Raw genomic sequence first — 26,815 nt, 5'->3', positions numbered from 1 at the left:
TTTTATGTAATAAGCTGATTATATATTGTTATTTCTTAATATGTTTTACTAACTCATTAGCCTTCTTATATTCCTCATGACTACCGATGTCAAGCCAATAACCGGTAATCGGATAACGGATGACAGTCTTACCTGCTGCTACTGCATCATTCATCAAGTCTGTGGCATTATAGAAGGTATTCTTTGGCATATTCTCCAAAAGCTCTCGCTTGATAAGATAGATACCTGCATTTGCGAAGTAATTATATACAGGTTTCTCCTTTACTCCCTTAATATTTCTTCCTTCCAATTCGAAAATACCATAAGGTACAGAAATAGAATATGGCACTGCTGCAACAGACATGTCCGCATCATGTTCCTTAAAGTGAAGATAGAAATCCTCATAATCTATATTGGTAAAGAGATCGGAGTTCATAACAAGTACCACATCATTATAGAACTTGGTAACAAACTGAGTTGCTCCCATTGTTCCAAGAAATTGTGGTTCCTTAATGCAATCAATCTTCACACCATTTACCGGTTCTGCAAAATGATTCTCCAACTGTTCATGCAGATAGTTGACAGTAACAGAGATATGCTTGATTCCATTCTTCATCAAACTGTCAATATTATAATCGATAATTGACTTACCACCAACCGGAAGGAGAGGTTTTGGAGTCGTCTCTGTCAATGGTCGAAGACGAACGCCCTTACCTCCAGCCATGAGGACTGCATCGATTGGAAGAATTGTATTATATCTTTCGAAATTGATGATATCAACAATGTTATGTTTTTCATTAAGGACAGGTAAAAGTGTTAATCCACTATGCTTATAACGTTGTAATGATTTTACATCATCATTCTTACCCAATTCTACGAATTTAAAGTCTTTATGCATTACAGACTCCAAAGGAACTTCAATAGAAGAACCTGCAACCAAGGCTCTTCTTGAATCCCCATCTGTTAAGGTTCCTACCATTTGGTTATTTTCATCAACTATAAATAAAACCAAAGGGTCAGGCATCAATGTATTTAAAACCTTAAGCGCAGACAATAGCGTTTGTTGTTTACTGATGATATGTTTTGTTTTCCAAGCCATATTTTTATGTTTTTATGAATCAAAATCTATTTCCAACTATTGGCTAATTCAATTACTTCTTTATATTCTTCCTTTTTCTCAAAGAGATAATTGGCTATCACCTGCATCAACTCATAATCCTCCTCTGAATCAATATCAAGAATACCAGTATCTGCCATTACCACTGCATCACAATTGGAATTGAAGAAAGTCGCCTGTTCCTTAGTTTCCAGTGCATTTGGAGAATAAGCATAAATTGAAGCATTCATATCATAGAATGCAGGAGCTTCCTGACGAGTTGTGAAATTAGAAGCTATAGCCTTACAAAAGAATCCATTCTCTTCTTTCACCATATTGAAATATGGGTTACGACGAGATGGAGCTACAGAATAAACAACGTCAACATCATTACGAGAAGCCTTCTTGTCTATAGCATTCTTAATGTCTTGTACAGTGCGAAGCGGAGAAGTTATATCCAAATCTACAACAATATCATATTCTTTATGAAATAAATTCTTTGCTCGCTTTAAACAATCTAAAATAACAGCAACCTTAGGAACACGGTCACCAGCCAAGCTCTCATCACGTTCAAACACACTAACGTTGAGTGCATTGACTTGCTTTACCAATGCCATCAAATCCTTGCTGTCGGTATTTAAAACAATATCAACATGATCTTCAGGCTTTATGTATTTCTTGATATACAAGCAAATACCTGCCATTGAATACCATACTAAAGGAATGTCAAGAAAGTCTCTGGCATTCTTACCTTTTACTCCTTTTGAGCCTGCTCTGCCGCAGAGTGTAAATAAAATATCCATATTATATCTTCTTTAAATAATACCTCTTGTTAATTTCAGTACCTGATAAGCATGACGTACATCACTATCATTCTCTATCTTTCCATCAATGATATTAAAGAAATGTTTGATCTCTGCCAGTTGAAATGAATTTCTTTCAGCATTCAGAACGATTTCTTTTTCTTCTTTTAGATAATGAATAGTACCTTCTGCAATATCACAATGAATCGTTTCTTCTGGGAGGAATAAATCCAAGGAACGCAAAGTCTTTCTACCGAAGTAATCAAGATGCAGCTCTATGGTTGCAGTCTTGGTCTTTGCTATATAGATAGCTATATCGTCGCTATTTATTTCCAATGAAGAAATCTGAGCCTGGATAGAAAATACTTTGCTAGGCATTCCGAAGAAGTGAGTAAGATAATCCCATTCATGAATCAGATCTATCCCAACTCCTCCACCCATTTCTCGATGAGCACTATAGCATTTTCTGTAATCCTGACCAGGTCTCCAATCAGGAAGATAACTTGAAGATATAGCTCTTACAGCAATCGCCTTACTATAATCAATATGATTCTTCACATATTGAAGAACCGGATTATAACGTAATGGGCAAGCTACATATGCAGGAATACCCTTCAAGCTATCAAGTATGCTTTCATCTACATCAGTAGAATCAAAGATAGGCTTTTCAATAAAGAACGATTTAGAATGACCTATAAACTTTCTGATTGTATCATAATGCATGGAAGTTGGATTGGTAATGAATACCACATCATACACCAAACCTTCTGCAACCGGTTCTTCATATAAGATTTGCTGATGTGCTTTCTCAACAATTTCCTGTGGTAACTCATGTAATAAGTTACTACGATACAAATCTATCTCATAGCAATCACCTCGTTCTTCAAGGAAAGTGTATACATTATTGAAATGTCGCTTACCAATTGAACCTAGACCTATAAAAGCTATTTTATATTGTCTCATATTTTAAAGCTTTAAAAGACGTGAGCTATTTTTCTATAACATCTATCCAATCCAGCAAATCCTTATCTTTCTCAAAGTTCCATGCAGGTTTATAATTAGAGTCTGCAATCTGCTTTAAATAGGCATTAATCTCCTCTCGATAAGGATTTTCTGTGATAAATGCAGCATAACCATCTACATGCTCTGATGCATCGTCAAATGTAATATTCTCCTCTTTCTTCGTCTCAATATGATACTCATTCAGAGAATCGGCTGTACCATTCCAAGATAATTGCAGCTCTTCTCCATAAACATCTATATGGCGATATGGCTTACGAGAAACTACGTCAACAGCAAAGACACCCTTTGCGCCAGTCTCATGCTCCAACATGATGAGATAATTATCGTCATAATCAATATTGAGTTGAGTATTTTTACTCTTCATCGAACAAACATTTTTTATAGGACCAAATGCCGTAACTATCCAAGGCAAATCAATTGCCATAATCTCTCGACAGCCATTAGTACGTGGATTACCTATAAAAAAGTTGTTATAGCTCTCCCAAGGATGCCAATCTGGAAGATATTGACCAACATGATAGATATAATTAACAGGACATTTTGCCTCATGTACTTTCTCTATGATGGTCTGTGTTTCTTTTCTGTATAAGAATGTGGAAGAGAGAAAAAGAACCTTACCTTTCTTCTTTGCCAAAGCTATATTCTCATCATAGCCATCCTGAACCAAATTGATTTCTGTAAAGACATGAAGATTATGATTCAGACAGTCATTAATAATGGCGGCATGTGAAAGTGGTGAAGTACTGATAATGGCGGCCTCGACAGGTTCTACCTTACAAACTTCATCGATACTAGCAAAGCATTTGATACCAAATTTATCTTCAACTTCCTTGCAACGTTGTTCTTGAGTATCTATTCCATAAATCTCAACATCCTTGTGCTCACTCAACAAACGAATTCTACGTTTGCCCATTGACCCAAGTCCAATTACTATTACCTTCATATATTATAAGTCATAAAAAGTTTTCAAATTCAAACCTGCCAACACAACATTTTTGAGTTCTTGATATATCAAGTTAGCTGTATCTGGTTTGGCATACGGATTTTCATAAGTCTTTGCTGCCTTTTGCATCTCTTCAGATAAACAAAGCTTAAGACCTGCTATTACCTCATCCTTTGAAGTACCACAATTAACAACACTCTTAGAGGCAAGTCTTCCCTTCTGTCTATCTCCAATATTTAGGGTTGGAATACCAAATGAAGGAACTTCAATGATTCCACTAGAGGAGTTGCCAACTGCAGCCTTTACAAACTGAAGGGTTGAAAGATAACGTTTTAACCCTAAAGAAGTATAAGCCTTTGCACTATTAGAATGCTTCTCCACATAATTCTCTACAGCCAAAGCGATAGCATCCCTTCCTGTATCAGAGTTTGGCATAGTGAAGATTACTTTCAGATCTTTGAACTGATCTAAAGCATCCAAAAACTCACGAATGTCTTTAGCAGGATCACCACCAAGGGTAACAGGATGATAAGTAACAAGAATTGTTTGTGTATCTATCTTGAAATCCAAGGATGCTTCAAGTTCTTCTTTCGTCATCAAAGGAACAGCCTTGATGTTTTCTACCCCTAAAGAACCTACATCAAAAACTCTAGATGGTTGTTCACCCATCTGAATAACTCGATGGCGATATTCTTCACAAGAAGTAAAATGTAAAGATGACATCTTTGTCACTGAATGACGGATGGCATCATCGAATGCACCTTCAGTAACTTCTCCACCATGAATATGAGCAATAGGAATACGATGAATCAACGCTACCTGAGCAGCAACAAGAATCTCATATCTATCACCTAAGAGTACGAGAATATCAGGTTTCAGCTCTGACAAGGCATCATTCATACCTTGCATCTCTTCTGCCATTGATGAAATAATTCCATGGGCATCATCAGATGGTTTATGCATATAGACTTTTTTATCTATAGTAAATCCATCTTTCTCTATCTCTTTATAGGTTTCTCCATATTCTGGCATCAGGTGCATATTGGTGACTATGACTTGGAGTCGTAAATCTTTATCCTCTTTGACTAATCTCATCAATCGACTCAACAAGCCATATTCAGCACGAGTGCCAGTTACAAAACAAATCTTTCTCATAATTGTATTTGTTCGTCTGGTTGATAATCTTTAATAGCCTTTGTACCTACAATTTCTTCCCAACGCATAGGTGTAATACCAGTGCCAGGACGCTTAACTGCTAAGTTTTCATCGGATAATGTTTCACCCTTTTTTATAAAGGTACTTGCCACAATACTCTTGCGAGCTACAGCTATGTTGGCACGTTCTGAATCTGAAACCTGTTTTATACCGGTTCCCAGAGCCTGCTCTATATTACGGATAGCGTGAACCATAGCTTTCAGTTCTTGTGGCTCCAAAGAGGCTTTGTGATCAGGACCAACCATATTTCTATCAAGAGTGAAATGCTTTTCAATGACCTGTGCGCCAAGAGCTACTGCAGCAATAGGAACTTCTATTCCTTGGGTATGGTCAGAATAACCAACAATAGTTCCAAAATCCTGTTTGATGGTTAGCATTGCCTTCAAGTTGACATCCTTCATAGGTGTAGGATATTGGGTATTACAATGCAAGATTGTAATTTGCTCTTTTGTCAAACCATTCTTCAACAATACTTCCATCGCATTCCTGATATCTTCTTCATCGCACATTCCGGTGGACATGATGACCGGCTCATGAAGAAGAGCAATCTTTTTGATGAATGGATAGTTAGTAATTTCACCAGAAGGAATTTTCCAAAGTCCCAAACCAAGAGAATGCAAGCAATCAATACTTTCCAAATCAAAAGCTGTAGACCAGAAACGGATACCTTTCTGATGACAATAGGCAACAAGTTCTTGATGATCAGCATCAGACAGTTCTAATTTCTTGAGCATCTGATACTGAGAATCATCACCATCACCTATATTCTTCTTCTGATATTCAGCTTTCTTGGCATCTTTTGATACAAGTTTATCTGCCTTGAAGGTTTGAAACTTGATTATATCAACTCCTGCATCAACAGCTGCATCTATAAGTTGCTTGGCTATATCCAAGGAACCATTATGATTGACACCAGCTTCTGCAATTATTAATGTATGGTTGCTCATGCTATTTTGCTTTAATTTTAAGGATTGCAGGATTTCCTGCATAAATTCCCTTCACACTTATAGACTTACGGACTACAGAACCAGCTCCCACGATAATATCAGAAGCGATTTCGATACAGTTGGCACAAACGGATTGAGAGCCGATAAAACAATTCTCTCCAATCTTACATTCACCATTCACCATAGTTCCTGTTGAAATGTGGCATTGATTACCTATTTGTGCATCATGTTCGATATTGCAGAAGGTGTTGATGATGCAGTTAGCTCCAATATGAGCACCGGCATTGACGAATGCCTGATGCATGACTACTGTACCTTCACCTATGGTAGAATACTTTGATACGTGAGCAGTAGATGCAATAACAGTTGCCAATTTGCCTCCTGCCTCTTTCACCTTATTATATAGTTTAATACGGATAGCAGGATTCTTGATAAATCCTACAGTAATGACAAATTCTGCTTTATCAACATACTGAGGAATGTCATCATCGGTTCCTATGACAGAGTATGCCAACACCTGCTTGCCGACATTCTCAGGAGTGTCGATCACTCCCAAGATGTTGTAGCCAGCAGATTCGGCAGCCTCAATCACAGACTTGCAATGACCGCCACCGCCAACGAGAATTAGATTCTTTGTCATATCAATCTAATGAATGGTCTCCTAAAACAACCCTCAACCTCAATCCATAATGACTATTGATTTGGCGTTGTACATCCTCATTCACAACTTTGCCAATTTCTGATTCTACATTTCTTCTTTGTGCTTCATCAAAAACTAATGCACGTGTATACTCAGGATAATCATCTGATTTTCGATTGTTATTCTTTGCATTGAAAGGTCTCAAATTCTCAATGTCATCCCACTTTTCTTCAGGTATACCAAACTCTTGCATTTTTGCTTTAGGAAGAACATGATCTATCTCCCAATCATAGATATCGTCAGTACCTCTATGACTTTTTACCATAATAGCTCCTGCGGCATCTAATCTATACTCATCTGAATTCCATCCATCTAAGGTACGACCTTTGCGCCAAACCTTATCTACTATTTCGTCACTAAAATTACTCATAATATTTTTTCATTAAAGATCTTCAATTCTTACAGAACTAGGAATATTTACTACACGATCAGCAAACCAAATGGTATTGGCAAGGCCATCGTTCTCACAATTCTCAAACATTGGCAGGCGATTCATCAACTCCCAGATTGGGCGAGTCATTACGCCATTGTCATTAGTCTGGGTAAGGAAGTCAATCTGTGCCTCCTTATCTTTCAAGATGACTGCATTGAGCCAATAGTTGGAAACTGTATTTGGAGAATCTACGAAGAACTCGATATCTGGTACATTCTTGAAGTACTCCTCATATTCAGCAGCAACCTTACGCTTGCTTGCAACATACTTGTCAATGTTCTCCAACTGGGCGCATCCCATAGCTGCATTGATATTTGGCATACGATAGTTGTAACCTACATGGTCGTGACGGAACTCCCAACGATGTGGAATCTTCGCCTGTGTGGTGATATGCTTTGCGTATGCTCCCAACTCCTCATTATTGAAGAGCATCATACCACCACCACCAGTAGTGATAGTCTTGTTACCATTGAAGCTAATAGCACCAATCTTACCAAATGTACCTGTATGCTGTCCCTTGAATGTAGAACCAATACTCTCTGCCGCATCCTCTACAAGTTCGATATGCCACTCTTTACAGATAGCAGCAATCTCATCAATGCGGACAGGATGACCGAATGAGTGCATTGGAACGCATGCCTTGACACGACGACCGGTATTCTTGTTATAGCAAGCCAAGTCGTCCTCTTCGAAAGCGAAATCCTTGCTTTCTGGAAGTTCTCCCTTGTGAGCGTTCTTGCGAACCTCTGCATTCTTCTCAAGCCATGCCTTCAAAGAATCTGGAGAAAGCCCCATTGTTGAACGATCCACATCGATGAATACCGCATGAGCTCCAATATAGCTCAATGCATTACAGGTTGCAATGAAAGTAAGAGCCTGAGTCAATACTTCGTCATCTTGCTTTACACCAACGAGCAACAAGCTCATGTGAAGGGCATTGGTACCACTAACACATACCACAGCCTTCTTGGCACCTGTGTATTTTGCCATATCCTCCTCGAAGCGATCCACAAACTTACCTACGGATGAAACGAAGGTTGTGTCAATACACTCGTTGAGATATTTCTTTTCATTACCTGCAAAAACAGGAACAGCCAGAGGAGTAAACTCCTGGTTGCCATAAACTGACTTGATAAAGTCTATTGTTTTCTTAAAATCTGCCATTTTATTGAAAATTACATTTTTTGATCCAAGTTCTTACCTTTTTCCTCATGCTCGAAGTTAGGTATAAACTTCTTGATTGATGTCACGATTTCAGCCTTGGTGAAGTCAGGCTCTGCAAAGATGCCCTCCAACTCATCAAAGAACTGGTTAATCTCTGGCATCGGACGACGACTCGTCTCCTCAACTACACCAAGTGCAGAGAATCGAGTCATATTGATTTTCTCACCAGGAACATAGAATTCCTCGTAAGCTTTCTCGCCAGTAGTATCACTCTTGAAGTAAACAACAGGATAGTTATCACTCTCGTAATCCATATCTGCAGCATACTTCTTTGCCTCTGGATCATTCTTGCACTCCACCTTCTTGAAACCCTCTGCCTTTACGAAGTCATCGCAGATAGATGAGAAGGTAAGCATCTGCTCCTCACCCAACTTAGGGAAGAACACCTCACCGCCATTACCAAGGATACAAGCCAACATACAAATCTGGCCAGACTCCTCTGGAGATACAAAATAGCGCTTCACATCAGATGGTGCTGCCAATGGCTGCTTCTTCTGCAAACGATGAATCCAACCATCAGGTAAAGAACCATTGGAGAAAGCAACATTGGCAAAACGAGCTGTAGTTACCTTGAAGTGCTCATTATAAGCCATCACCAGGTCTTCCATAATACGCTTGCTGGCACCCATGATATTAACTGGGTTAGCAGCCTTATCTGTAGAAACGCAGAAGAAATGCTTTGGTGGGTACACGCAAAGCAAATCCATCAGTTTCTTTGCCTTGATGTCATTATTCTCAATGAGTGCCTGAACACTATACTTATCTTTCTCAGAACGAACATGCTTATGGGCTGAGAAATTGGCTACAATGTCAAAACCCTTCTCCTCACGGAAAATACGTTCGAAGATTGGATCTGCAAAGTTGAGGGTATAGCAACGGAACTCATCAGGTACATAAAGTCCTTCTGTGCTTCGCACGTCACGAACCAATTCTGCCAATCCGTTCTCATTCAAGTCAACAACGACTACGCTCTGTGGTTCAAAGCGAAGTACTGCCTTGATGAATGAAGAACCGATGGAACCGGCTCCACCAATTACACAAACTTTCTTGCCTTTGATTTCAGCAGAAAGTTTCTCCTTGTTTGCCTCGATATCCTGAGCAAACATACTTGTTTCACGCTTGGTCACATACTGACCAATGAATTTACTGAGATTAAACATGATATTTTATGTTTATTGTTTTATTTACTTTTTAAATTAAATATTGAATGAGGGAACGGCCCACACCCATCACATCTATGAATCGATTTTGGGTAATCGGGGGTTGATATTGGCCAGAAGCGGCTGCCTACGCCGCCGGCCATGATTATGATTTGTATGTTGTGCATAAATCTTGTTCTTTAAATAATAAAGATTTCGAAAACCTACCCGTCCTTCCTTACCGTTAAGGAAGGCTCCACTTTTCTCACCAAGCCTCTCTTTCCTCAGGAACGAGAGGATGTAACCGCCCTCCGGTGCTCAGAACCGCTACGCTATAAGGTTGGCGGACCATCAAAGGTCTACGCCATATTGTGCGGGATGGGACCGCCTTGATGCAAAGCTTTCTATACATAATCTTAAGACTTATTTACTTGAATCAGCAAAAAGCAAAGACTAGTTATAAATATGATTTTATCTTCTCATTAACTTTGCTGCAAATTCAAAGAAATCTGCAACATTCTTGAAATTATCAAACTGCTGGCAATACATACTGGCATAAGGCTCAGGGAACCTGGTGCGTATATCTGCCTTTATCATGCTTGCCAAAGCCTCCTTTGTGTAGGCTTTCAACAATTCGGTGTATTGTTGTTCGGTCATAATATACTCTGTTATTTCAACATCCTTGCTATAAACATCGCATCATAAACTACGATACAACCATCAAGGACAGCATTCGAAAATAAAGAAGCAACATATTCTTCGTATTCGCTAGTTGTTATCTGATATTTGAGACATTTTATTCGTTTTTTGATTTTGATAAAAGATTCTTAGCTTTGATACCCAATTGCTCTAATTTAGAAGAATCCTTATAATCAATTCTATGCATTGAACAGTATTCTGTGATAATCCACGTCATTACACTTTTCGAGATAGGGCAATCTAAAATTTTATCCATCTTCACTAACTCTTTAATTCTTAGATTTTTATTGCTCCACATCAATATCGTATGCTTAATCATAAAAGACGCTGGCGTATTCATACTATCGCAAACTTCTTTCACAATATTGGTGAGCTTATTAGAACCTAATGATTTTGATATTTTGCGTATGTTAGTGAAAATGAAACCGAAATTAGCACTCCAAAAGAATCGGTTGGCTATTTGCTTTAATTTTTCCTCACTTTCATTTGGATAATTATCTCGAATTCTTTCAACAAGAAAATCTGAATAGTTGTTTTCTTCGGTCATCTTCTCTATTAATGCCAAAAAGCTGGATGTCTGGCGAAGATGAACATTCACTCCTGTTAAGAACAAGTTCTTTAGCAGTTCATTTCCTAACGAACCTGCACGGTTCTTAACAATTGCTCCTATTACTTCAACTGTCTTTGCACTTCTTCTTAATTCTATTGACAATTCATCCGCAACCTCCTCTTCATCAATATTGTCTTCATTAGGAATGTCCTCTATCTCATCTTGAATTTTCAAGGCATTTGCACGGTTAACCTCAACATTATTTCGTGAAGGTAATGATGGCTGAGGCATAGAAAATGATTGTTTTTGAAAGACAGACAAACAATGTTTATCAAATGTGGCTGGCGGATATTTTGAAAAAATATCATCAGCTACATTCACTATCAATTTCAACAGCGACAAATTTTTAGTATGATGCGCAATGAAAATAGCGATATAAGCATTGGATGTCTTATGTAAGTTTTGTATAATGTTTTTTACTTCTTCCACACACCATTCATGCCCCTTGGAATCTACATCATTCCAATTCTCGGAGAAAAACTTGCCTGCAAAGAAATAATAGAGATAAGGATAACCAAAAGAATAAGTGTTGAATGATGATACCGCAATAATACCTGAAGCATAAACTTTTCTCAGAAACTCATTCTTAGGTTCTATAAAATTATATACGTTGCTATACGTTTTTAAGAAATCGTCGTATTGTTCTGGATTTAAGTCATTCCCCTTATTCAAATAAATGGCTTGCGCAAACTCTGTAAAGAAATTCACATATCCATCTACATTATCGTTATCTACACCATGAGATCTTAGGAAAAAATAAATCAATGCTTGATAGCAATGCCCCTGCGAAGTGATATTATGGTTACCACCAGGCTGTATTTCGAAATCGTATGTACTGAGTACATATAATATAAAAAATGGGTGCGCTGGCATGATGCCTTTTCCAAAAGCCTTGCCTAGAGACTGCTCTACGATATTGGTCATCTCATCGATTCTTGCTAAATCCGCATTGCTGAATGGTGGCAAATTTTCTCCTTCACGAATGGTCAGCCAATTCTTTATTAACTTATTACGCAAAGAAGCTTTTAACTCCCGAATTCTATAGCGCTTAAAATCTATGATTAGTTGTTCATTGGTGATATCCAAACTAAATATATCATCAACAATCAACACACAACTTTTATAGTCTTGCAGCTCTTGTAATATCTTTTCTTTATTTTTAGCTTTATGGAAATCATCTATCAAAGGTACCACCATAGAGGGATTGACATCCTTCAGATTTAGACTGGTAATATATTGTCTTTTGAACTCTTCTTCCATGCGGTTTTTTATTTTTCCTTGCATCAAGACCTCGGTATCCTTTATATATATAGGTACAAAGTGACGCTTTTTTAATTCCCTAAAGAACATTTTCAAGATGGAAGACTTGCCAGATTGGTCATCGCCCATTATTGATACCTTATATCCTTGGTCAAAATCAGAGATAACAGATTCGACAGTTGTTTTCTTCTCTTGGTGTTTACTATCAACTATCGTCAATTCTTGATTGACATATATATCATCTAAAGTCAATTTAGCTTTCTCGGAATGAGCCTTAGCTAGCAAAGCTGCATCGTTCAAAAAATCCTTGAAATCATCTGTCAAGGATAGTTTCTTGATGCTACTATAACTTTCTGCCGCATCTTTTAAATGTTCATAAACATCATCCCATCCCTCGTCTTCCGTTGGGTAAGAATTGATTTCCTTTGCATCTTTAGTTGCAGCCAGCAGCTTTTTCAAATTAGGATTAACTTCCAGCCATCTGCATTTTGAAAGAATCACAGGAATCACCATGATACCATATCGTTGGCGCATCTCTAAAGCCTTTTCCATCTCATGCCTGCAGGCACCAGAAGCAATATAATCCTTAGATAAAAAGAGACACACTATATCTCTATCTGCCAAATGAGACTCTATCTCATCCCAGAAATCATCACCTGCTTTGATATTTCTGTCATACCATATGTCAAGCAGGTTGTTTTCTCCTGTAGTTAGAGGTGTCATATATGTAATAAAGTTACAGACTTTACTTTCGTCCGTATGACTATAACTTATAAATAATTTCAACATAATATAATTTTTAAGCGATTGCTTAGCCTCCAATTGAGAACAACACAGATTCATAATCAGTGTGTACATTGTATATCACCAATATAGCGTCCTCAAAATATTACAAGCAGGTACAGCAATCTGTTTTGAAAAAAGTTATTTTGTATCGTTTTGTAGAAGATAAGCTGCACTCGGAATTGGAGAGGCAGCTTTCATTGCGCTCATTAGCATTATCTTTAGGGTGAAGGATTGGCTATCCTTTATATCTTTCCCAATCCATCACGCAGAAGGGGTTGCCGTAATCTTCGTAGGACTCCATGTGGGATATCTTTGACATGCCAGCATCGAGGTAAGCTACATCTTCGATAGCAACTTTGCCTGACTTGATTTCTACTATGATGGACTTCAAGATGTCGGAGCAGGTATAGTCGGGACAATACATGTCATCGAAATAACAGAAGTGCTCATCTTTCACGAAGTGATAAGAAAGGGATTCTAAGATTTCCAAGAATGTCTCGAAGGCTTTACGATGGTTGCCTTTCGACATATCTTTCTTGATCATTTTCTCGTATGGCAAGAGGAGATTGGATATCATATTACAATCCATGTCTATATTACGAGGATTAAAGATTGACTCTATCTCTCTTTTCAAAGGAGATAACTCTATATCGGTTCGTAAGGCTGATTGCTCAGCTCTACGAAGAATGTATTTCATCTTTTCTGAAGCCATAATTTATTTTGTTTCTTCACCCCAAACGGCTACCAGGCGGTCTTTCCAGAGTTTCAGAGGGCAATTCTTGGAGATCTCGGTATAGAGCTTGAGGCTCTTCTCTGTTAACTTGACAATGCCATCGGCTACTGATGGATAATATGGGAGAGCGGCTGGCTTGATTTTGCCATTCCAGTCTACCTTTACATCCATGCCTAAGCCCATTGTCTCCTTACCATTCATCGACATGATGCCTGCTTTCTCGAAATCATCGTTGGTCAGGATTTCTACGAAAGTTGGACAAGGACGCTTCATGATGCCGTCGAAATGGTCGATTTGGGTTATTGAATCCAAATGGAGGAAGTAATCACCCCAATCGGCATAAAGGGTTACTTTGGTATCATCTACAATGTACATGTAAACATGAGTGTAGAAGCTTTTCTTACCAGACTGGTAACGGTAAATAATCTCGATGCTATCTTTATGATAGACGAGAGTCTGGGAGCTACCTAAGAAAAAGGTTGCTCCTGGTTTGATTGATAAAAAGGATTTCATGATTTTATATTTTGTTCCTCATTGCAGTATCGCTCTGCACTGGTCGTCGCTCGAATGAGGAATATTGTTTTATTCTACTTTTGATAGGATTACATCTGGGGAGGTGCCCATCAGAGTTATGGCGGAAATCTTATGACCGCCATTGGCGTTTAATGAATGACCACAATGATAGAGGCTGTCATCTATGATAAGCCAGCGGTCATGAGACTCGTTACGCCATTTTCTAATATCTATATGATTGTTGGGGAAGAGTTAGCGATGAAACATAGCCATCTATGATGATTACTCGATGATTGGCAGAACGAACAAGGTTCTCCAAAGCAACTCTTGCAGTATAGAAATCACCTTCGAAGAAGACCATCTCAGCAGGAGGGGTCGAAGTCCGAATAAAGAAATCAAGCTGCTGTTGTTGCTTAACCTGGGTATCCTTTATTCGTTGCATCTCATCATGCTGCAACATAAGTTTGCTGTCAATACGTTGCTCCATTTGTAGCATCTGCTGATGTACAGCATATCCACGAAGAAGATATTCCTTCAAAACATTATTTGCCCATTGACGAAAGCGAATACCTTGATGACTATTTACACGAAAGCCGACTGATATAATCATATCAAGATTATAGTAATCCATATTACGTGTAACCATACGATTGCCTTCTTTTCTAACTGTTCGGAATTTCCGAACAGTTGCCGACTGCACCAATTCTCCTTGCTGATAAATATTAGTAATGTGCTCACTAATATTAGCTTTACTAGAACCAAAAAGTTCAACCATTTGAGCTTGCGTAAGCCATACCGTATCTTCTTCTATTTTTACTTGAAGAGAAATGCTTTCATCTGGTTGATAGAGCACTATCTGAGAATCATCAGCCATAGGCTGTATATTATTGTCGTTTGCCATAATCATACATTTTTATTGCTAATATAGCGACAAAAGTACGATTTAATTTCGTAATCACCAAGGAATTAAGAGAAAAAATGCATTTATTAACCTATACTTGGCTTATGGCTAAACATTACAATACACAAAATGATTCTGCTTCCTTACCGGTTCTGCGGCGATAGTCATCACGCATTCGCTTTTCCATTTGTGCTATGTATTCTGCCTTCCGCTCTCTAGAAGCCTTGAAGCGACGCATAAAATCTGCTTTTTTTTCTTCTATGTTCATAACGTAAGCTTCTTATTAATTATTGTATTGCTTCGACTCCCCTGTCCCCCTCTTGCGAAGAGGGGGTCCTTACCCAATACCCAAGCCCTAAATCCCTACCATAGGGATTAGGGATGTAACCGCCCTCCTGTGCTCGGAACCGCTTCGCTTTATGGTTGGCGGGGCATCAAAGCCCTCGCCATGTTATGCGGGATGGGACCGCCTTACTATAGCTTGCTTGGTGGGACTACTATTTTTGTTCCTCATTGCAGTATCGCTCTGCACTGGTCGTCGCTCGAATGAGGAATATTGTTTTATTCTACTTTTGATAGGATTACATCTGGGGAGGTACCCATCAGAGGCAGTATGTTCCAAAATGGAACTAACTTCTTCAAATGATTCCAAATCTCTTCTTTTCCTTATTAGTAAGAGTTTCGGTTGTTTTAAGAACTTCAAAGATTCCTTGGAGATCTTGGGAGGTCAAAGTTCCAAAATACTCTCCTTCCATCAATTTCTTTAATGGGATAGAAAAGAGCATACCACAATCAACAAAACTATCATACTTCAAAAATTCAGGGTAATCTGTTTGATGAAGAACATATTGGGCTGAAAGAAAAGAATCGGAATAAGCTGCCTTAGGACTCATTTTTGTATTAACCAATACTGAACCATAACATACTTTTTTCACTTTATCTACTCCGATAATTACTAACTTCTTTGGTTTCTGCTTCCTTCCATCCTTGAAGACCAAGCCTTCTTCTATTGAAATAACTGTTCGTACCAACGAACCTATTTCTAATTTATCTTCGGTAACCTTACGAAGATTATCAAGATAGGATTTCTGCAACTCCCTTAAATCCATGATAATGCTTTTTGAACTGATTGGCGGTCACGAATTACACATAGCATATCTTTGCTTGCTCCTGCCGCAGCTGCCATATCATACATGGTTATCTTGGTGTCCTCACCTGTCTTGTCCGCCTGACGTTTTGCACGTTTCCAAGCTCTGTCTTCATGGGACTTATCAGATAGGTCAAAGGATTCTACATCCTTGCACTTTTCTATCCATTTATCCAACATCTTCACATCAGCTACAGATAGTTCATCCATATCGCATTCAGCATTTTTGGAAGCAAGAACAAGCTGATGACCATCCTGAGAGATAGCTATATTCAATGAATTTGCAAAATCCTTCAATTCTGGCGAAGAAAGGTCTGCCTTGCCTTCAATACCACGCAACACCTTATAGGTTAAAGCTGGTACAGGACCATGCTTTCTTGCTACAAAGGTATCGTAAATGATTGGCAATCCATACTCTTTCAACAGATCTTGCTGCGCAAAATACATTACCTTAAAGAGATGAATATAATCAACTCCTTCAGGGAATGCTTTCAGTATGTAAAGCACTACTGCCTTTATTTTCAAAATCTGATCTATTGTCTTCATTATTGTATCTCCTTTTTTCCTGCAAATATAAGGGTTTTCTTTGAAACTACCAAATTTTTAGGGGAGTTTTTGCTTTGTGCTCTAATGTCCCACAGATTGCACAGATTACACAGATTTCTTAGACCTGTGCGTTCTGGGGGATTAAGGGCACGCGGATTTCGCTGATGACGCAGATCTTTTGAGTTGTGCGGAATACGATGGTGTTTAATTTTATTTTGTTCCTCATTGCAGTATCGCTCTGCACTAGTCGTCACTCGAATGAGGAGGTTATTCTAAAGTTCCACATCATCCAAATTCACATCCGACAAGTCTGCTCCAATAACCGTCACTCGATTGTTGTATTTACGTATCTCATGCCCATCCTTTATTTGCTTGGTGTAGCGATTGGCATCCAACTGGAGGCAACGACACACATTGCGACTTGCTATTTCCATGTTCTTGTCGATAATGATGATTTGTGCATCGTGGTTCTCTCGCAACATATCACAGAAATAGTTGTCGGCTGAAGAGAATGAATAGCCAAGAATGATGATCTTACTTGCACGCAGCACCATCTGAGAAGCATGATACCATGTATCAATGTAATGCTTGGATATGACAGGGCGCAACTTTAATGGTGGCAAGAATGATGGGATGGGTATAGACTTGTGGTCTGGATCAAAACTTATCTCGGCTGCAAGTTGATTCTTGAAGAAATCTTCTAAATCAATGGTCGTTAAATCATCATGCAGAAAATCGTTCTTGTTCTCTACATCTACATACTCTTTGAGTGAGCCATGGAAATAGAGAGCAGTCGGAGAGGCTTGGGAAGCATACGATGTATAGTTGAACGTGATGACTTGGCAGTCTTTTCCTTCCAATTGGTCGTAAATAGTGTGGTTTTCTTTGTTCTTTACAGCCACATTCTCTTGCGCCTTTCGCTGCTCCTCGCTTACCAAGTATGCCCATAGAATCCAGGATATGTATAGATAGTCGCGGATATAACTGTTTTGCCCCGTATAAAATCCATAGAAATACCCTGCGAGCAATTGCTCTATATCGAGCATATTCTTATAGATATGGCGCAAGATGGGATTGTTCGACTCATGGATGCTCTTCTGAAGTATCTCCACGATGATGTTCTTGAATGTGTCGGTATAGTTGAGATGGCTTAAATCTATGATGCTGTCATCTTTTACAACCGTATTAAAAACCTCTTCTATCAAGTTCATCGTTTCGGCATCAATCTCTGCTCCTTTCTTGAAGTCCAACACCTTTTTGAAAAGGCGAACGATAAGCATACCCAACTTGCGTTGTGACTCATCAAGGCTTGCGTTGTTGGCAAGTTCGTCGTTGATATTATGGCAAATGGAAACAATCTCCCTGTCCAAGTCCTTTGCCAAACGGTCGATGGCTGTACTCACAAACTTGTCGAAATGGAAATGTACTCTGCCTATTGCCTTGCGCAAAATGGCATCGAGCGTCTTGCCTTCATCGGTTTCCAAGAAATCGACAATGCGAGGTATAAGGTCGGCTGATGTCGGCAAGCCAATTGTGGCATCCACTCCTGCACCGAGCACTACCAGACTAAGTGGCTTATCCTTGCTTCCCAATATTTTGCGAGCGAATTCCTCACCAAAGAAATATTGGTTCTGAGTCTTTGCCTTGGGAGCAATTTGATTGGCTCCGTTGTTGATATCAAATGATGTATCTGCCATTTTCAAAATTTGAATGTTAGAAAGAGGGTTAGGATACTTTCCAAAGTATCTTAGGATACTTGGCGAAGTATCTTAGGATACTTGCCCATGTATCTTAAGATACTTTTTTGGGGGTGTTTTAGCGACCTGCTTGACGGATAGTCTTTTTGCGCGCCGTCCAGGCTGTATTGATTGCCACCCGGATGTTGTCGATGGTCTGTCCTTTCTCCCATTTCGGAACGAAGGGAAGGAGAAGGGAAATGAAACTCTGCTTCACTATCAGCTCATCGGTGAGGGATGGCTCTTGCTGTCGCATGGTTGCCACCACCTCGCCCAGGTCTCTCGCTGTCTTACAGGAACGAAGGAGGGTGATGTAGCCTCGCAAGGATTCCACCTTATTTATATATATAGACAAAGCCTGTTCTTCCTCGGTGAGAGGTTGAGGTGCTTCGCCATCCTTGGCAAGCGTCTTCTCTGCGAACTGGTCGCCATAGAAGTTTTGCTCTGCCTTTGTAGCGTTGGGGAGGATTTGGTTATTGCCTCCGTATATGTTGAAAGTTACATCTGACATCGGATAAAGGTAAAAAGGTAAAAAGGTAAAAGGGTAAAAAATGACTTGCTGGCTATGATTTCTTAATGATTTTCTTAACCTTTTTCAATAGATATTCAACGTTTTTCAATGCCTTTCAACGGAATTGTTTTCGGACTGCGGATGTTGTATCTTTGCAACCGTAAATCAGACGGGATTACAAATCCCTTGATACACATAGATGATGCGCAAAGTCTATCTTCACTTAGTATTAACAATTTAAAAGAAAGGAATCGATTATGATTGAGTATTCTATTTACATGATGGGTAATCCTATCAAACCAGAGGAGCCTCAAAAGGCTTATGCCAAGAACCAAGTTCGTGAGATCTGGGACTTGAACAAGTTTTGCAAGCACATTGCTTCACACAACGCTGGCTACAGCCGAGGTATGGTGAAAGCTATCCTGTCGGACATGTGCGACTGCATTGTAGAGCAACTGCTCAACGGCAACAAGATTAAACTCGGTGAGTTTGGTGTCTTTAGCATCTCCATCAACTGTGAGGGTGCGGAGTCGCTGGAGAAGTTTACCGAGGAAAACATCAAGTCGGTGAACATCAAGTTCAACCCTGGTGTGGACTTTGAGAACCTTGTTGATAAAGCTGAGTTCAAACTCGTGGCAAGCCGTGCTGGTCAAGCTGCCTTGCTTAAGGCTGAAAAGGCGAACGAGAGTACCGTTGACCTGGAGGCTGCGAAGAAGAAGCCTACCAAGGACGAGGGTGACGGTGGCAACAAGCCATCTGGTGATGGTGGTGATACACCAAACCCTGGTGGCGACAACACTTCTGGTGGCGGCAACACTTCTGGTGGCGGCAGCAACCCTGACGGAGAGGATGTAGGAATGTAGGAGTAATCCATCGGCTGTGCCCAGCTTAGGGCTGGGTGCAGCCACCTCTTTGCTATCTAACTGATGTTTCATCTTTAATTTCATTTACTATTATGATCAATCTCAATGAAAATCAAAATTCGGGAATCAAGAAGATTTCTTGGATTCAAATCGTGAATGCTGTCGTTCAAGCTATCATCGCTGCCTTGACGGCACTTGGAGTAAGCTCGTGCGCAAACATTTTATAATGGATAATTTATAATGTACAATGTATAATTTATAATGTATAAATATCATGAGAAGACTTCAAATGATGACGGAAGAGGAGGTGAAATACCTCGTTATTCACTGCTCGGCTACGAGATGTGACCGAGACTATACGGAGGAAATGTTGCTCCGTGACCATCTGGCTCGCCACTTCCGTGGCATTGGCTATCACTTCTATATCCGAAAGGATGGTAAGAAGACGCAGCACAGAATGTTGCTGGAAGTGGGTGCTCATTGTGTACCTTATAATAGATGCAGTATCGGCATCTGCTATGAGGGTGGACTGGACGAGCATGGCAAACCTGCCAATACGCTCACCAAAGAGCAGGAGGAGCGAATCGCTGATTTGCTCATCAATCTCCATCAGCTTTTCCCAAAAGCGAAGATTGTGGGGCATCGTGACTTGCCGGGTGCTACACCTAAGGAATGTCCTTGTCTTGATACCCATGCCGTATTCGGGTGGATAGAAGAGTTGTGATTAGTGTTCGTGGACTTGGTGATATACGTTATCATCAAGTCCATGCCTTATTCTTCCACCACTGCAAAGTCCTCTTTGTATAATCCACGAATGGCTACAGCGTAGCCTCCGAAGTCAAAGACGAGCTGACGGTCACGGTCGATACGGACGATGTATCCCTCGCATCCTTTGAAAATGCCTGTTTTCACACGTAGTTTTACATGGTCTTTGGCAAATTTCTCGAATGGGTCTCTAAGAAAGGTCACTCTCTCAGGATTGTCTTTCAAGACAGTCATGAAAGGTTGCATCACCTGATTGCTAATAGATGCAGGCTCACCCTTGCATCTGTCATTTACTAAATGGTATTGTGGGTAATATGCTCTTAGAAAATCTTGCAGGTCGCCAGTTTCGCCCTGTAAGAAGACAAGTCCGCTAATGGTTGGCTTCAATTCTTTCTTTACTCCTCCGTTCTCGTTCTTTTGTCTGTATGTGTAAGAACGATGGATAAAACAAGCATGGGAAGAATTGGGATTTTTCTTATTATAGGTTTCCATTTCTTTTTCAAAAACCTGGGCTGTCTTGTTATGGATAAACAGATAACCCCAAGGCATTCCTTCTATACCTGGATCCGATTTTTTATCAGCCCCAGTAATGTTGATGCCCTTTGGTAAGCGCTTGCTTACGTCGGCTGTAGAAGGTGAATTCAAGCAATCCTGCGTCATATTCTCGTTCTACTTTATGTTCTTGGCTACAACCATACATGATGATTGAGGAAGCCTGGCTTCTTTTATATTATTATGCATAATCTTAATATCTTATGAGCATTAGCCGATATAATCTTGCACATGCTTATTTTTTTACATTCGTTGCTCATTCTTATTAGGAATGATATAACTAAATGCAAAAATACTAATTTCCCCTGAATTATCTGTCAAATTTAATTATTTTTTTGTATATAACTCCCAAAATATACTACAAATGTTTAGCTAATCGGCATTATATGCTTCCTCTAAATTGCGGATTTTCGTTTGTTTCCGAATGCTTTGCTCATTCCTAATAAGAAGGGCGAAGTTTGCTAAACATTTCCACAAAGTGGTTTTGCGGGTGAATTTATGATAGTTCCTTTACAAAGGTATACACTTCAATGGTATCTTCAAGCCTATCATCTTTCCGATTTGTCGATGATGGCTTGCATCGGTTTCATCCACTCGATATTGATATTCTGGTGGGTCTTGCGGCGGTTATAACTCACCAAACCACATTTCAGGTCTGTCTTCTTCAGGAATGCCATATCCACGAATGCCATGCCTCGGAGATAGAAGCTGAGCAGGAACAGGTCTCGTGCCTTGTCAAGGGATGATCCTCTTGGCAAGTCCAACTTTTCTATCTTGCGAATATCCTTTACAGTAATGGCTCGTTTGGCGGCATTGGTGTAGTTATTTCTGGTACCAATGCACTGCATCTGCTTCATCTTCCAATCTATCTGTGACTGGATGAGGTGATAATACAATGTGCCTTCCTTTCCTGGCACCGAGGATGCTCTGAATTTTACTTTTACTGTTGCCATAATACTAACTTTCTTATTTTTGAATCATGTATTTTTTTATGAACTTCGCATAGTGGCAACTATTGGTAATTTTTCTGAGACAACCAAAAAACTTTAGAATTGTTAAGAAACAGAAAAAGCCGTGCAACTCATTGAGTTACACGGCTTTCCCGATAATATTTATTTTGTTTCTATGTCATTTTATTGACTTTACTTAACCTCCTCGAAGTCAGCGTCCTGAACATCCTGGGCGCCATTGTTGCCGCCTTGTGCCTGCTGACCGCCCTGAGCACCCTGAGGACCTGCCTGCTGACCGCCCTGATACATCTGCTGAGAAGCAGCCTGCATGACGGTGTTCAAGTTGTTGATAGCTGAATCGATGGCTGCAACATCACCTGCCTTGTGAGCATCCTTCAACTGCTGCAATGCCTGCTCGATGCCTGGCTTCTTGTCTGCAGGAATCTTATCACCGTTATCCTTCAGGAAGTTCTCGGTGGTGAAGATCATGCTGTCAGCCTGGTTCATCTTGTCAATCTTCTCGCGCTCAGCCTTATCAGCAGCAGCGTTCTGCTCTGCCTCAGCCTTCATGCGGTTGATCTCGTCCTCGCTCAAGCCAGATGAAGCCTCGATGCGGATGCTCTGCTCCTTGCCTGTAGCCTTATCCTTAGCTGATACGTTCAAGATACCGTTGGCATCGATATCGAAGGTAACCTCAATCTGAGGAACACCACGACGAGCTGGAGCAATACCTGTCAGGTTGAACTGGCCGATGCTCTTGTTCTGAGCTGCCATTGGACGCTCACCCTGCAATACGTGGATGGTAACCTCTGTCTGGTTATCAGCTGCTGTAGAGAATACCTCGCTCTTCTTGCAAGGGATGGTAGAGTTAGCATCGATGAGCTTGGTCATTACACCACCCATGGTCTCGATACCGAGAGTCAATGGAGTAACGTCGAGCAATACGATGTCACCAACACCCTCTTCCTTGTTCAGGATGGCACCCTGGATAGCTGCACCTACTGCAACAACCTCATCTGGGTTAACGCCCTTAGAAGGCTCCTTGCCGAAGTAGTTCTTAACGAGTGTCTGAACGGCTGGGATACGGCTTGAACCACCCACCAGGATAACCTCGTCGATATCTGATGTAGAGAGCTTAGCGTCACGAACGGCATTCTGGCAAGGTACCAAGCAAGCCTGAATCAGGTTGTGAGCCAACTGCTCGAACTGTGCACGGGTCAAAGTCTTAACCAAGTGCTTTGGCATACCGTCAACGGCTGTGATGTATGGCAAGTTGATTTCTGTAGATGTAGAGCTAGACAACTCAATCTTAGCCTTCTCAGCTGCCTCCTTCAAGCGCTGCATAGCCATAGGGTCCTTGCGGAGATCTACGCCTTCCTCAGCCTTGAAGCCATCAGCCAACCAGTTGATGATTACCTGGTCGAAGTCATCACCACCCAGGTGAGTATCACCATTGGTAGACAGTACCTCGAATACGCCGCCACCGAACTCCAGGATAGAGATATCGAATGTACCACCACCCAAGTCGAATACGGCAATCTTCATATCCTTGTTGGCCTTGTCAACACCGTAAGCCAAAGCTGCGGCTGTAGGCTCATTTACGATACGCTGAACGTTCAAACCTGCAATCTGACCTGCCTCCTTAGTAGCCTGACGCTGTGAGTCAGAGAAGTAAGCAGGAACTGTGATAACAGCATCTGTAACCTCCTGTCCGAGATAATCCTCTGCAGTCTTCTTCATCTTCTGGAGAACCATTGCAGAAATCTCCTGTGGAGTATACTTGCGACCCTCGATTTCAACACGTGGATAACCACCCTCGTTTACTACTGTATAAGGCATTGCCTCAGCCTCTTTCTGGCTCTGAGCGTATGTCTCACCCATGAAACGCTTGATAGAATATACTGTGTTCTTAGGGTTTGTGATGGCCTGACGCTTAGCAGGATCACCTACCTTGCGGTCACCATCCTTAACGAAACCTACTACTGATGGAGTAGTACGCTTACCTTCACTGTTAGCGATTACAACTGGTTCGCTACCTTCGAAAACGGCAACACAACTGTTTGTGGTACCCAAGTCAATTCCAATTACTTTTCCCATGATTATATCTTTTTTTTATTTTTTCGTTATTAATATGTTATTTATCTCATGAATCGCTGCCTTCGGGGAAGTCTGCCGAAGATATGCATCTGTCGGGAACCTCCTGAACTCAGCGTTCACGCTTTCCTTAATAACAAAGCATGTGCCAAGGGAATTTTAGTTCAAGGTGGCTGACAAGGTGTCAGATGATGCTGACAAAATAAAAGGAATCAAGATATAGGAGGCGATAAAATGTCGCATTCTCCCTATCTTGATTCCTGTAATATGATTGAGAAATCTTTCTTTTCAGATAAAACTCCTATATATAATAAGGTGTAAAACCTTATCTTACTTTATTTCTGCTCCTTGGCAGAAAGTGCTTCGCGAACCTTAGCTTCCAGTTCATCGAGAAGTTCAGGGTTATCCTTGAGCAATGCCTTGCAGGCATCGGCACCCTGTCCGAGTTTAGAACCGCCATAGCTATACCAGCTGCCGCTCTTTTCGATGATGTCGTTGGCTACTGCCAGACCGAATACCTCACCGGCACGGCTGATGCCTTCGCCAAACATGATGTCGAACTCAGCCTTGCGGAAAGGAGGAGCCACCTTGTTCTTCACAACCTTTACGCGAACCTGATTACCTACTACCTCATCGCCATCCTTGATAGCTGTTGCCTTGCGAATGTCCAGGCGAACAGATGCATAGAATTTCAAAGCGTTACCACCTGTTGTTGTTTCAGGGTTGCCGAACATAACACCAATCTTCTCGCGCAACTGGTTGATGAAGATGCAGGTAGTGTTGGTCTTGCTGATGGTAGAAGTGAGCTTGCGGAGAGCCTGACTCATCAATCGAGCCTGGAGACCAACCACATTGTCACCCATATCGCCTTCGATTTCCTTCTTAGGAGTCAAGGCGGCTACAGAGTCAACAACTACGATGTCTACAGCAGCAGAACTGATCAGCTGGTCGGCAATCTGCAACGCCTGCTCACCGTTATCTGGTTGTGAAATCCACAGGTTATCAACATCAACGCCCAATTTAGCCGCATAGAAACGGTCGAAAGCGTGCTCAGCATCAATGAAAGCAGCGATACCGCCAGCCTTCTGAGCCTCTGCGATGGCATGGATAGCCAATGTTGTTTTACCGGAAGATTCCGGACCATAAATTTCGATGATACGTCCCTTAGGATAACCGCCTACGCCCAGTGCATTGTCGAGAGCGATACTACCTGTAGGGATAACTTCGATATTCTCAACGTGCTCATCGCCGAGTTTCATGATAGAGCCCTTACCGAAGTCCTTTTCTATCTTTGCCATGGCTGCCTGAAGGGCTTTCAGCTTGCCTTCATTGGGATTCAATTTTCCCTCTTGCATTTCTTTTGCCATATCTTATTTAGTTTAAAGTTTAGTCAATTTCCAAATCGCCATCAAACACTTCGTGCCATGGTAATCCCTGCTTGTTCAACTGTTCCATGAATGGATCTGGGTCGAACTCCTCTACGTTCCAGACGCCTGGCTTCTTCCAGATGCCCTTGAGGAACATCATGGCACCAATCATGGCTGGTACACCGGTGGTGTAGCTAACGCCCTGCATACCGGTTTCGTTGTAAGCTTCCTGGTGCTTGCAGTTGTTATAAACGTAGTAGGTGCGCTCCTTGCCATCCTTCTTACCACGGATGCGGCAACCGATAGATGTTTCGCCATCATAGTTCTCGCCGAGATCCTGTGGGTTAGGCAATACGGCCTTGAGGAACTGCAATGGAACAATCTTCACCTTGGCTGTCTTGCCGGAACCGTCTGCCAATGGAGCCTCGTACTCGATTTCGTCGATGCGGCTCATGCCGAGGTTCTGGATGCAGTCGAGGTAGGTGAGATACTGCTGACCGAAGGTCATCCAGAAGCGTGCCTCCTTGATGGTAGGGTAGTTCTTTACCAGGCTCTCCAACTCTTCGTGGTGCATCAGATAGCTCTCGCGAGGGCCGATGTTAGGGTAGGTGAGAGGCTTGTGGATAGAGAGTGGGTCGGTTTCAATCCATTCGCCATCCTTATACCAGAGTCCCTTCTGGGTAATCTCGCGGATATTGATTTCAGGGTTGAAGTTGGTTGCGAAAGCCTTGTGATGGTTACCGGCATTGCAATCCACGATGTCGAGCACCTCAATCTCATCGAAGTGATGCTTGGCAGCGTATGCGGTGAAGATGCCGGAAACACCTGGGTCGAAACCGCAGCCGAGGATAGCGCAGAGACCTGCCTGCTCGAACTTATCCTTGTATGCCCACTGCCATGAGTACTCGAAGTGAGCCTCGTCCTTAGGCTCATAGTTAGCGGTATCCATATAGTTGCAACCGCAAGCCAGACAGGCATCCATGATAGTAAGATCCTGATAAGGCAAAGCGAGGTTGATGACAAGTTCAGGCTTGTAGCTATTGAAGAGAGCCTTCAACTGCTCAACGTCGTCGGCATCCACCTCAGCTGTCTGAATATCCATCTTGTAGCCTTTTGCGTGGATATCCTTAACTAGCTTATCGCACTTTTCCTTGCGACGGCTAGCAATCATAAACTCGGTGAAAACGTCCTGGTTCTGGACGATCTTGAAGGCAGCTACGGTAGCCACGCCACCTGCGCCAATCATAAGTACTCTACTCATTTTTTATCTTTAATGTTAA

Annotated in this window: 29 protein-coding genes and 1 pseudogene; 3 read left to right on the top strand and 27 right to left on the bottom strand. The window is 41.1% G+C overall.

The features are described 5' to 3' along the window. Positions 1-28 precede the first annotated feature (28 nt). The 22 genes and pseudogenes from ACTQ16_RS00385 to ACTQ16_RS00280 form a co-directional block, all read right to left on the bottom strand. Positions 29-1,078 (bottom strand): nucleotidyltransferase family protein, encoded by a 1,050-nt coding sequence (locus tag ACTQ16_RS00385; protein WP_441935521.1) that lies wholly within the window; start codon positions 1,076-1,078, stop codon positions 29-31. Positions 1,079-1,104: 26 nt separating this feature from the next. Continuing rightward, positions 1,105-1,878 (bottom strand): acylneuraminate cytidylyltransferase family protein, encoded by a 774-nt coding sequence (locus ACTQ16_RS00380; protein WP_441935519.1) that lies wholly within the window; start codon positions 1,876-1,878, stop codon positions 1,105-1,107. 12 nt (positions 1,879-1,890) lie between these two features. After that, positions 1,891-2,841 (bottom strand): Gfo/Idh/MocA family protein, encoded by a 951-nt coding sequence (locus tag ACTQ16_RS00375; protein WP_441935517.1) that lies wholly within the window; start codon positions 2,839-2,841, stop codon positions 1,891-1,893. A gap of 25 nt (positions 2,842-2,866) precedes the next feature. Next, positions 2,867-3,844, bottom strand: coding sequence for a Gfo/Idh/MocA family protein (locus tag ACTQ16_RS00370; RefSeq protein ID WP_441935515.1), 978 nt, complete (start codon positions 3,842-3,844; stop codon positions 2,867-2,869). A gap of 3 nt (positions 3,845-3,847) precedes the next feature. Beyond that, positions 3,848-4,999, bottom strand: a complete 1,152-nt coding sequence (gene neuC / locus ACTQ16_RS00365) for a UDP-N-acetylglucosamine 2-epimerase (RefSeq protein WP_441935513.1) — start codon at positions 4,997-4,999, stop codon at positions 3,848-3,850. Further along, positions 4,996-6,006, bottom strand: coding sequence for an N-acetylneuraminate synthase (gene neuB / locus ACTQ16_RS00360; RefSeq protein WP_441935511.1), 1,011 nt, complete (start codon positions 6,004-6,006; stop codon positions 4,996-4,998). Before neuB ends, neuC begins: the two co-directional genes overlap by 4 nt. 1 nt (position 6,007) lies before the next feature. Continuing rightward, entirely contained in the window at positions 6,008-6,646 is a 639-nt protein-coding gene (locus ACTQ16_RS00355) for an acetyltransferase (RefSeq protein WP_441935509.1), read from the bottom strand. Position 6,647: 1 nt separating this feature from the next. Further along, the gene (locus ACTQ16_RS00350; protein WP_118201617.1) at positions 6,648-7,076 is read right to left on the bottom strand and encodes a hypothetical protein; all 429 of its coding nucleotides are present in this window, start codon (positions 7,074-7,076) and stop codon (positions 6,648-6,650) included. 12 nt (positions 7,077-7,088) lie between these two features. Beyond that, the gene (locus ACTQ16_RS00345; protein ID WP_441935507.1) at positions 7,089-8,303 is read right to left on the bottom strand and encodes a LegC family aminotransferase; all 1,215 of its coding nucleotides are present in this window, start codon (positions 8,301-8,303) and stop codon (positions 7,089-7,091) included. Between the two features lie 11 nt (positions 8,304-8,314). Continuing rightward, positions 8,315-9,523 (bottom strand): polysaccharide biosynthesis protein, encoded by a 1,209-nt coding sequence (locus ACTQ16_RS00340; protein ID WP_441935505.1) that lies wholly within the window; start codon positions 9,521-9,523, stop codon positions 8,315-8,317. Between the two features lie 43 nt (positions 9,524-9,566). Next, positions 9,567-9,690, bottom strand: a pseudogene (locus ACTQ16_RS00335) (sugar phosphate nucleotidyltransferase); the annotation flags it as partial. A gap of 77 nt (positions 9,691-9,767) precedes the next feature. Beyond that, positions 9,768-9,914 (bottom strand): hypothetical protein, encoded by a 147-nt coding sequence (locus ACTQ16_RS00330; protein ID WP_441935503.1) that lies wholly within the window; start codon positions 9,912-9,914, stop codon positions 9,768-9,770. 59 nt (positions 9,915-9,973) lie between these two features. Beyond that, positions 9,974-10,159 (bottom strand): hypothetical protein, encoded by a 186-nt coding sequence (locus tag ACTQ16_RS00325; RefSeq protein ID WP_441935502.1) that lies wholly within the window; start codon positions 10,157-10,159, stop codon positions 9,974-9,976. A 139-nt stretch (positions 10,160-10,298) separates the two neighbouring features. Beyond that, positions 10,299-12,860, bottom strand: coding sequence for a TIR domain-containing protein (locus ACTQ16_RS00320; RefSeq protein ID WP_441935500.1), 2,562 nt, complete (start codon positions 12,858-12,860; stop codon positions 10,299-10,301). 232 nt (positions 12,861-13,092) lie between these two features. Beyond that, complete coding sequence (locus ACTQ16_RS00315) at positions 13,093-13,569, bottom strand: hypothetical protein (protein ID WP_441935498.1); 477 nt, start codon at positions 13,567-13,569, stop codon at positions 13,093-13,095. 3 nt (positions 13,570-13,572) lie between these two features. After that, the gene (locus ACTQ16_RS00310) at positions 13,573-14,103 is read right to left on the bottom strand and encodes a hypothetical protein (RefSeq protein WP_118220375.1); all 531 of its coding nucleotides are present in this window, start codon (positions 14,101-14,103) and stop codon (positions 13,573-13,575) included. Positions 14,104-14,326: 223 nt separating this feature from the next. Continuing rightward, on the bottom strand, positions 14,327-15,004 hold the full coding sequence (locus ACTQ16_RS00305) for a virulence RhuM family protein (protein WP_441935495.1): 678 nt from the start codon (positions 15,002-15,004) through the stop codon (positions 14,327-14,329). Between the two features lie 115 nt (positions 15,005-15,119). Then, positions 15,120-15,272: an ABC transporter ATP-binding protein gene (locus ACTQ16_RS00300; RefSeq protein WP_089542799.1), complete on the bottom strand. Its 153-nt coding sequence runs from the start codon at positions 15,270-15,272 to the stop codon at positions 15,120-15,122. 370 nt (positions 15,273-15,642) lie between these two features. Beyond that, a complete protein-coding gene (locus ACTQ16_RS00295) occupies positions 15,643-16,113 on the bottom strand; it encodes a hypothetical protein (RefSeq protein WP_441935493.1) in 471 nt (156 codons plus the stop codon). Continuing rightward, positions 16,104-16,697 (bottom strand): Panacea domain-containing protein, encoded by a 594-nt coding sequence (locus ACTQ16_RS00290; RefSeq protein ID WP_295347590.1) that lies wholly within the window; start codon positions 16,695-16,697, stop codon positions 16,104-16,106. Before ACTQ16_RS00290 ends, ACTQ16_RS00295 begins: the two co-directional genes overlap by 10 nt. A 272-nt stretch (positions 16,698-16,969) precedes the next feature. After that, a complete protein-coding gene (locus ACTQ16_RS00285; RefSeq protein WP_441935491.1) occupies positions 16,970-18,394 on the bottom strand; it encodes a hypothetical protein in 1,425 nt (474 codons plus the stop codon). 118 nt (positions 18,395-18,512) lie between these two features. After that, the gene (locus ACTQ16_RS00280; protein WP_317604561.1) at positions 18,513-18,944 is read right to left on the bottom strand and encodes a hypothetical protein; all 432 of its coding nucleotides are present in this window, start codon (positions 18,942-18,944) and stop codon (positions 18,513-18,515) included. A 257-nt stretch (positions 18,945-19,201) separates the two neighbouring features. Between ACTQ16_RS00280 and ACTQ16_RS00275 the strand changes: the two genes are divergently transcribed. From ACTQ16_RS00275 to ACTQ16_RS00265, 3 genes are all read left to right on the top strand, one after another. Next, positions 19,202-19,807, top strand: coding sequence for an HU family DNA-binding protein (locus ACTQ16_RS00275; protein WP_295347595.1), 606 nt, complete (start codon positions 19,202-19,204; stop codon positions 19,805-19,807). A gap of 92 nt (positions 19,808-19,899) precedes the next feature. Further along, positions 19,900-20,034 (top strand): smalltalk protein, encoded by a 135-nt coding sequence (locus ACTQ16_RS00270; protein ID WP_295347597.1) that lies wholly within the window; start codon positions 19,900-19,902, stop codon positions 20,032-20,034. A gap of 47 nt (positions 20,035-20,081) precedes the next feature. Further along, entirely contained in the window at positions 20,082-20,531 is a 450-nt protein-coding gene (locus ACTQ16_RS00265; protein WP_441935488.1) for an N-acetylmuramoyl-L-alanine amidase, read from the top strand. A gap of 47 nt (positions 20,532-20,578) precedes the next feature. On the opposite strand, the gene ACTQ16_RS00260 is transcribed toward ACTQ16_RS00265, so the two are convergent. From ACTQ16_RS00260 to ACTQ16_RS00240, 5 genes are all read right to left on the bottom strand, one after another. Beyond that, on the bottom strand, positions 20,579-21,232 hold the full coding sequence (locus ACTQ16_RS00260; RefSeq protein ID WP_295347601.1) for a hypothetical protein: 654 nt from the start codon (positions 21,230-21,232) through the stop codon (positions 20,579-20,581). A gap of 440 nt (positions 21,233-21,672) precedes the next feature. Further along, on the bottom strand, positions 21,673-22,077 hold the full coding sequence (locus tag ACTQ16_RS00255) for a hypothetical protein (protein WP_441935486.1): 405 nt from the start codon (positions 22,075-22,077) through the stop codon (positions 21,673-21,675). Positions 22,078-22,266: 189 nt separating this feature from the next. Continuing rightward, complete coding sequence (gene dnaK, locus ACTQ16_RS00250) at positions 22,267-24,171, bottom strand: molecular chaperone DnaK (protein ID WP_294970346.1); 1,905 nt, start codon at positions 24,169-24,171, stop codon at positions 22,267-22,269. Between the two features lie 332 nt (positions 24,172-24,503). Further along, positions 24,504-25,535, bottom strand: coding sequence for a recombinase RecA (recA, locus tag ACTQ16_RS00245; RefSeq protein WP_294970343.1), 1,032 nt, complete (start codon positions 25,533-25,535; stop codon positions 24,504-24,506). Between the two features lie 19 nt (positions 25,536-25,554). Beyond that, on the bottom strand, positions 25,555-26,796 hold the full coding sequence (locus ACTQ16_RS00240) for a saccharopine dehydrogenase family protein (protein ID WP_006848470.1): 1,242 nt from the start codon (positions 26,794-26,796) through the stop codon (positions 25,555-25,557). Between the last annotated feature and the right edge of the window lie 19 nt (positions 26,797-26,815).

The organism is Prevotella sp. LCP21S3_D2 (assembly GCF_052118345.1).
Classification (GTDB): domain Bacteria; phylum Bacteroidota; class Bacteroidia; order Bacteroidales; family Bacteroidaceae; genus Prevotella.
Note: the sequence above shows the minus strand (reverse complement) of the source record. Positions and strands in the feature narration are given on the sequence as shown.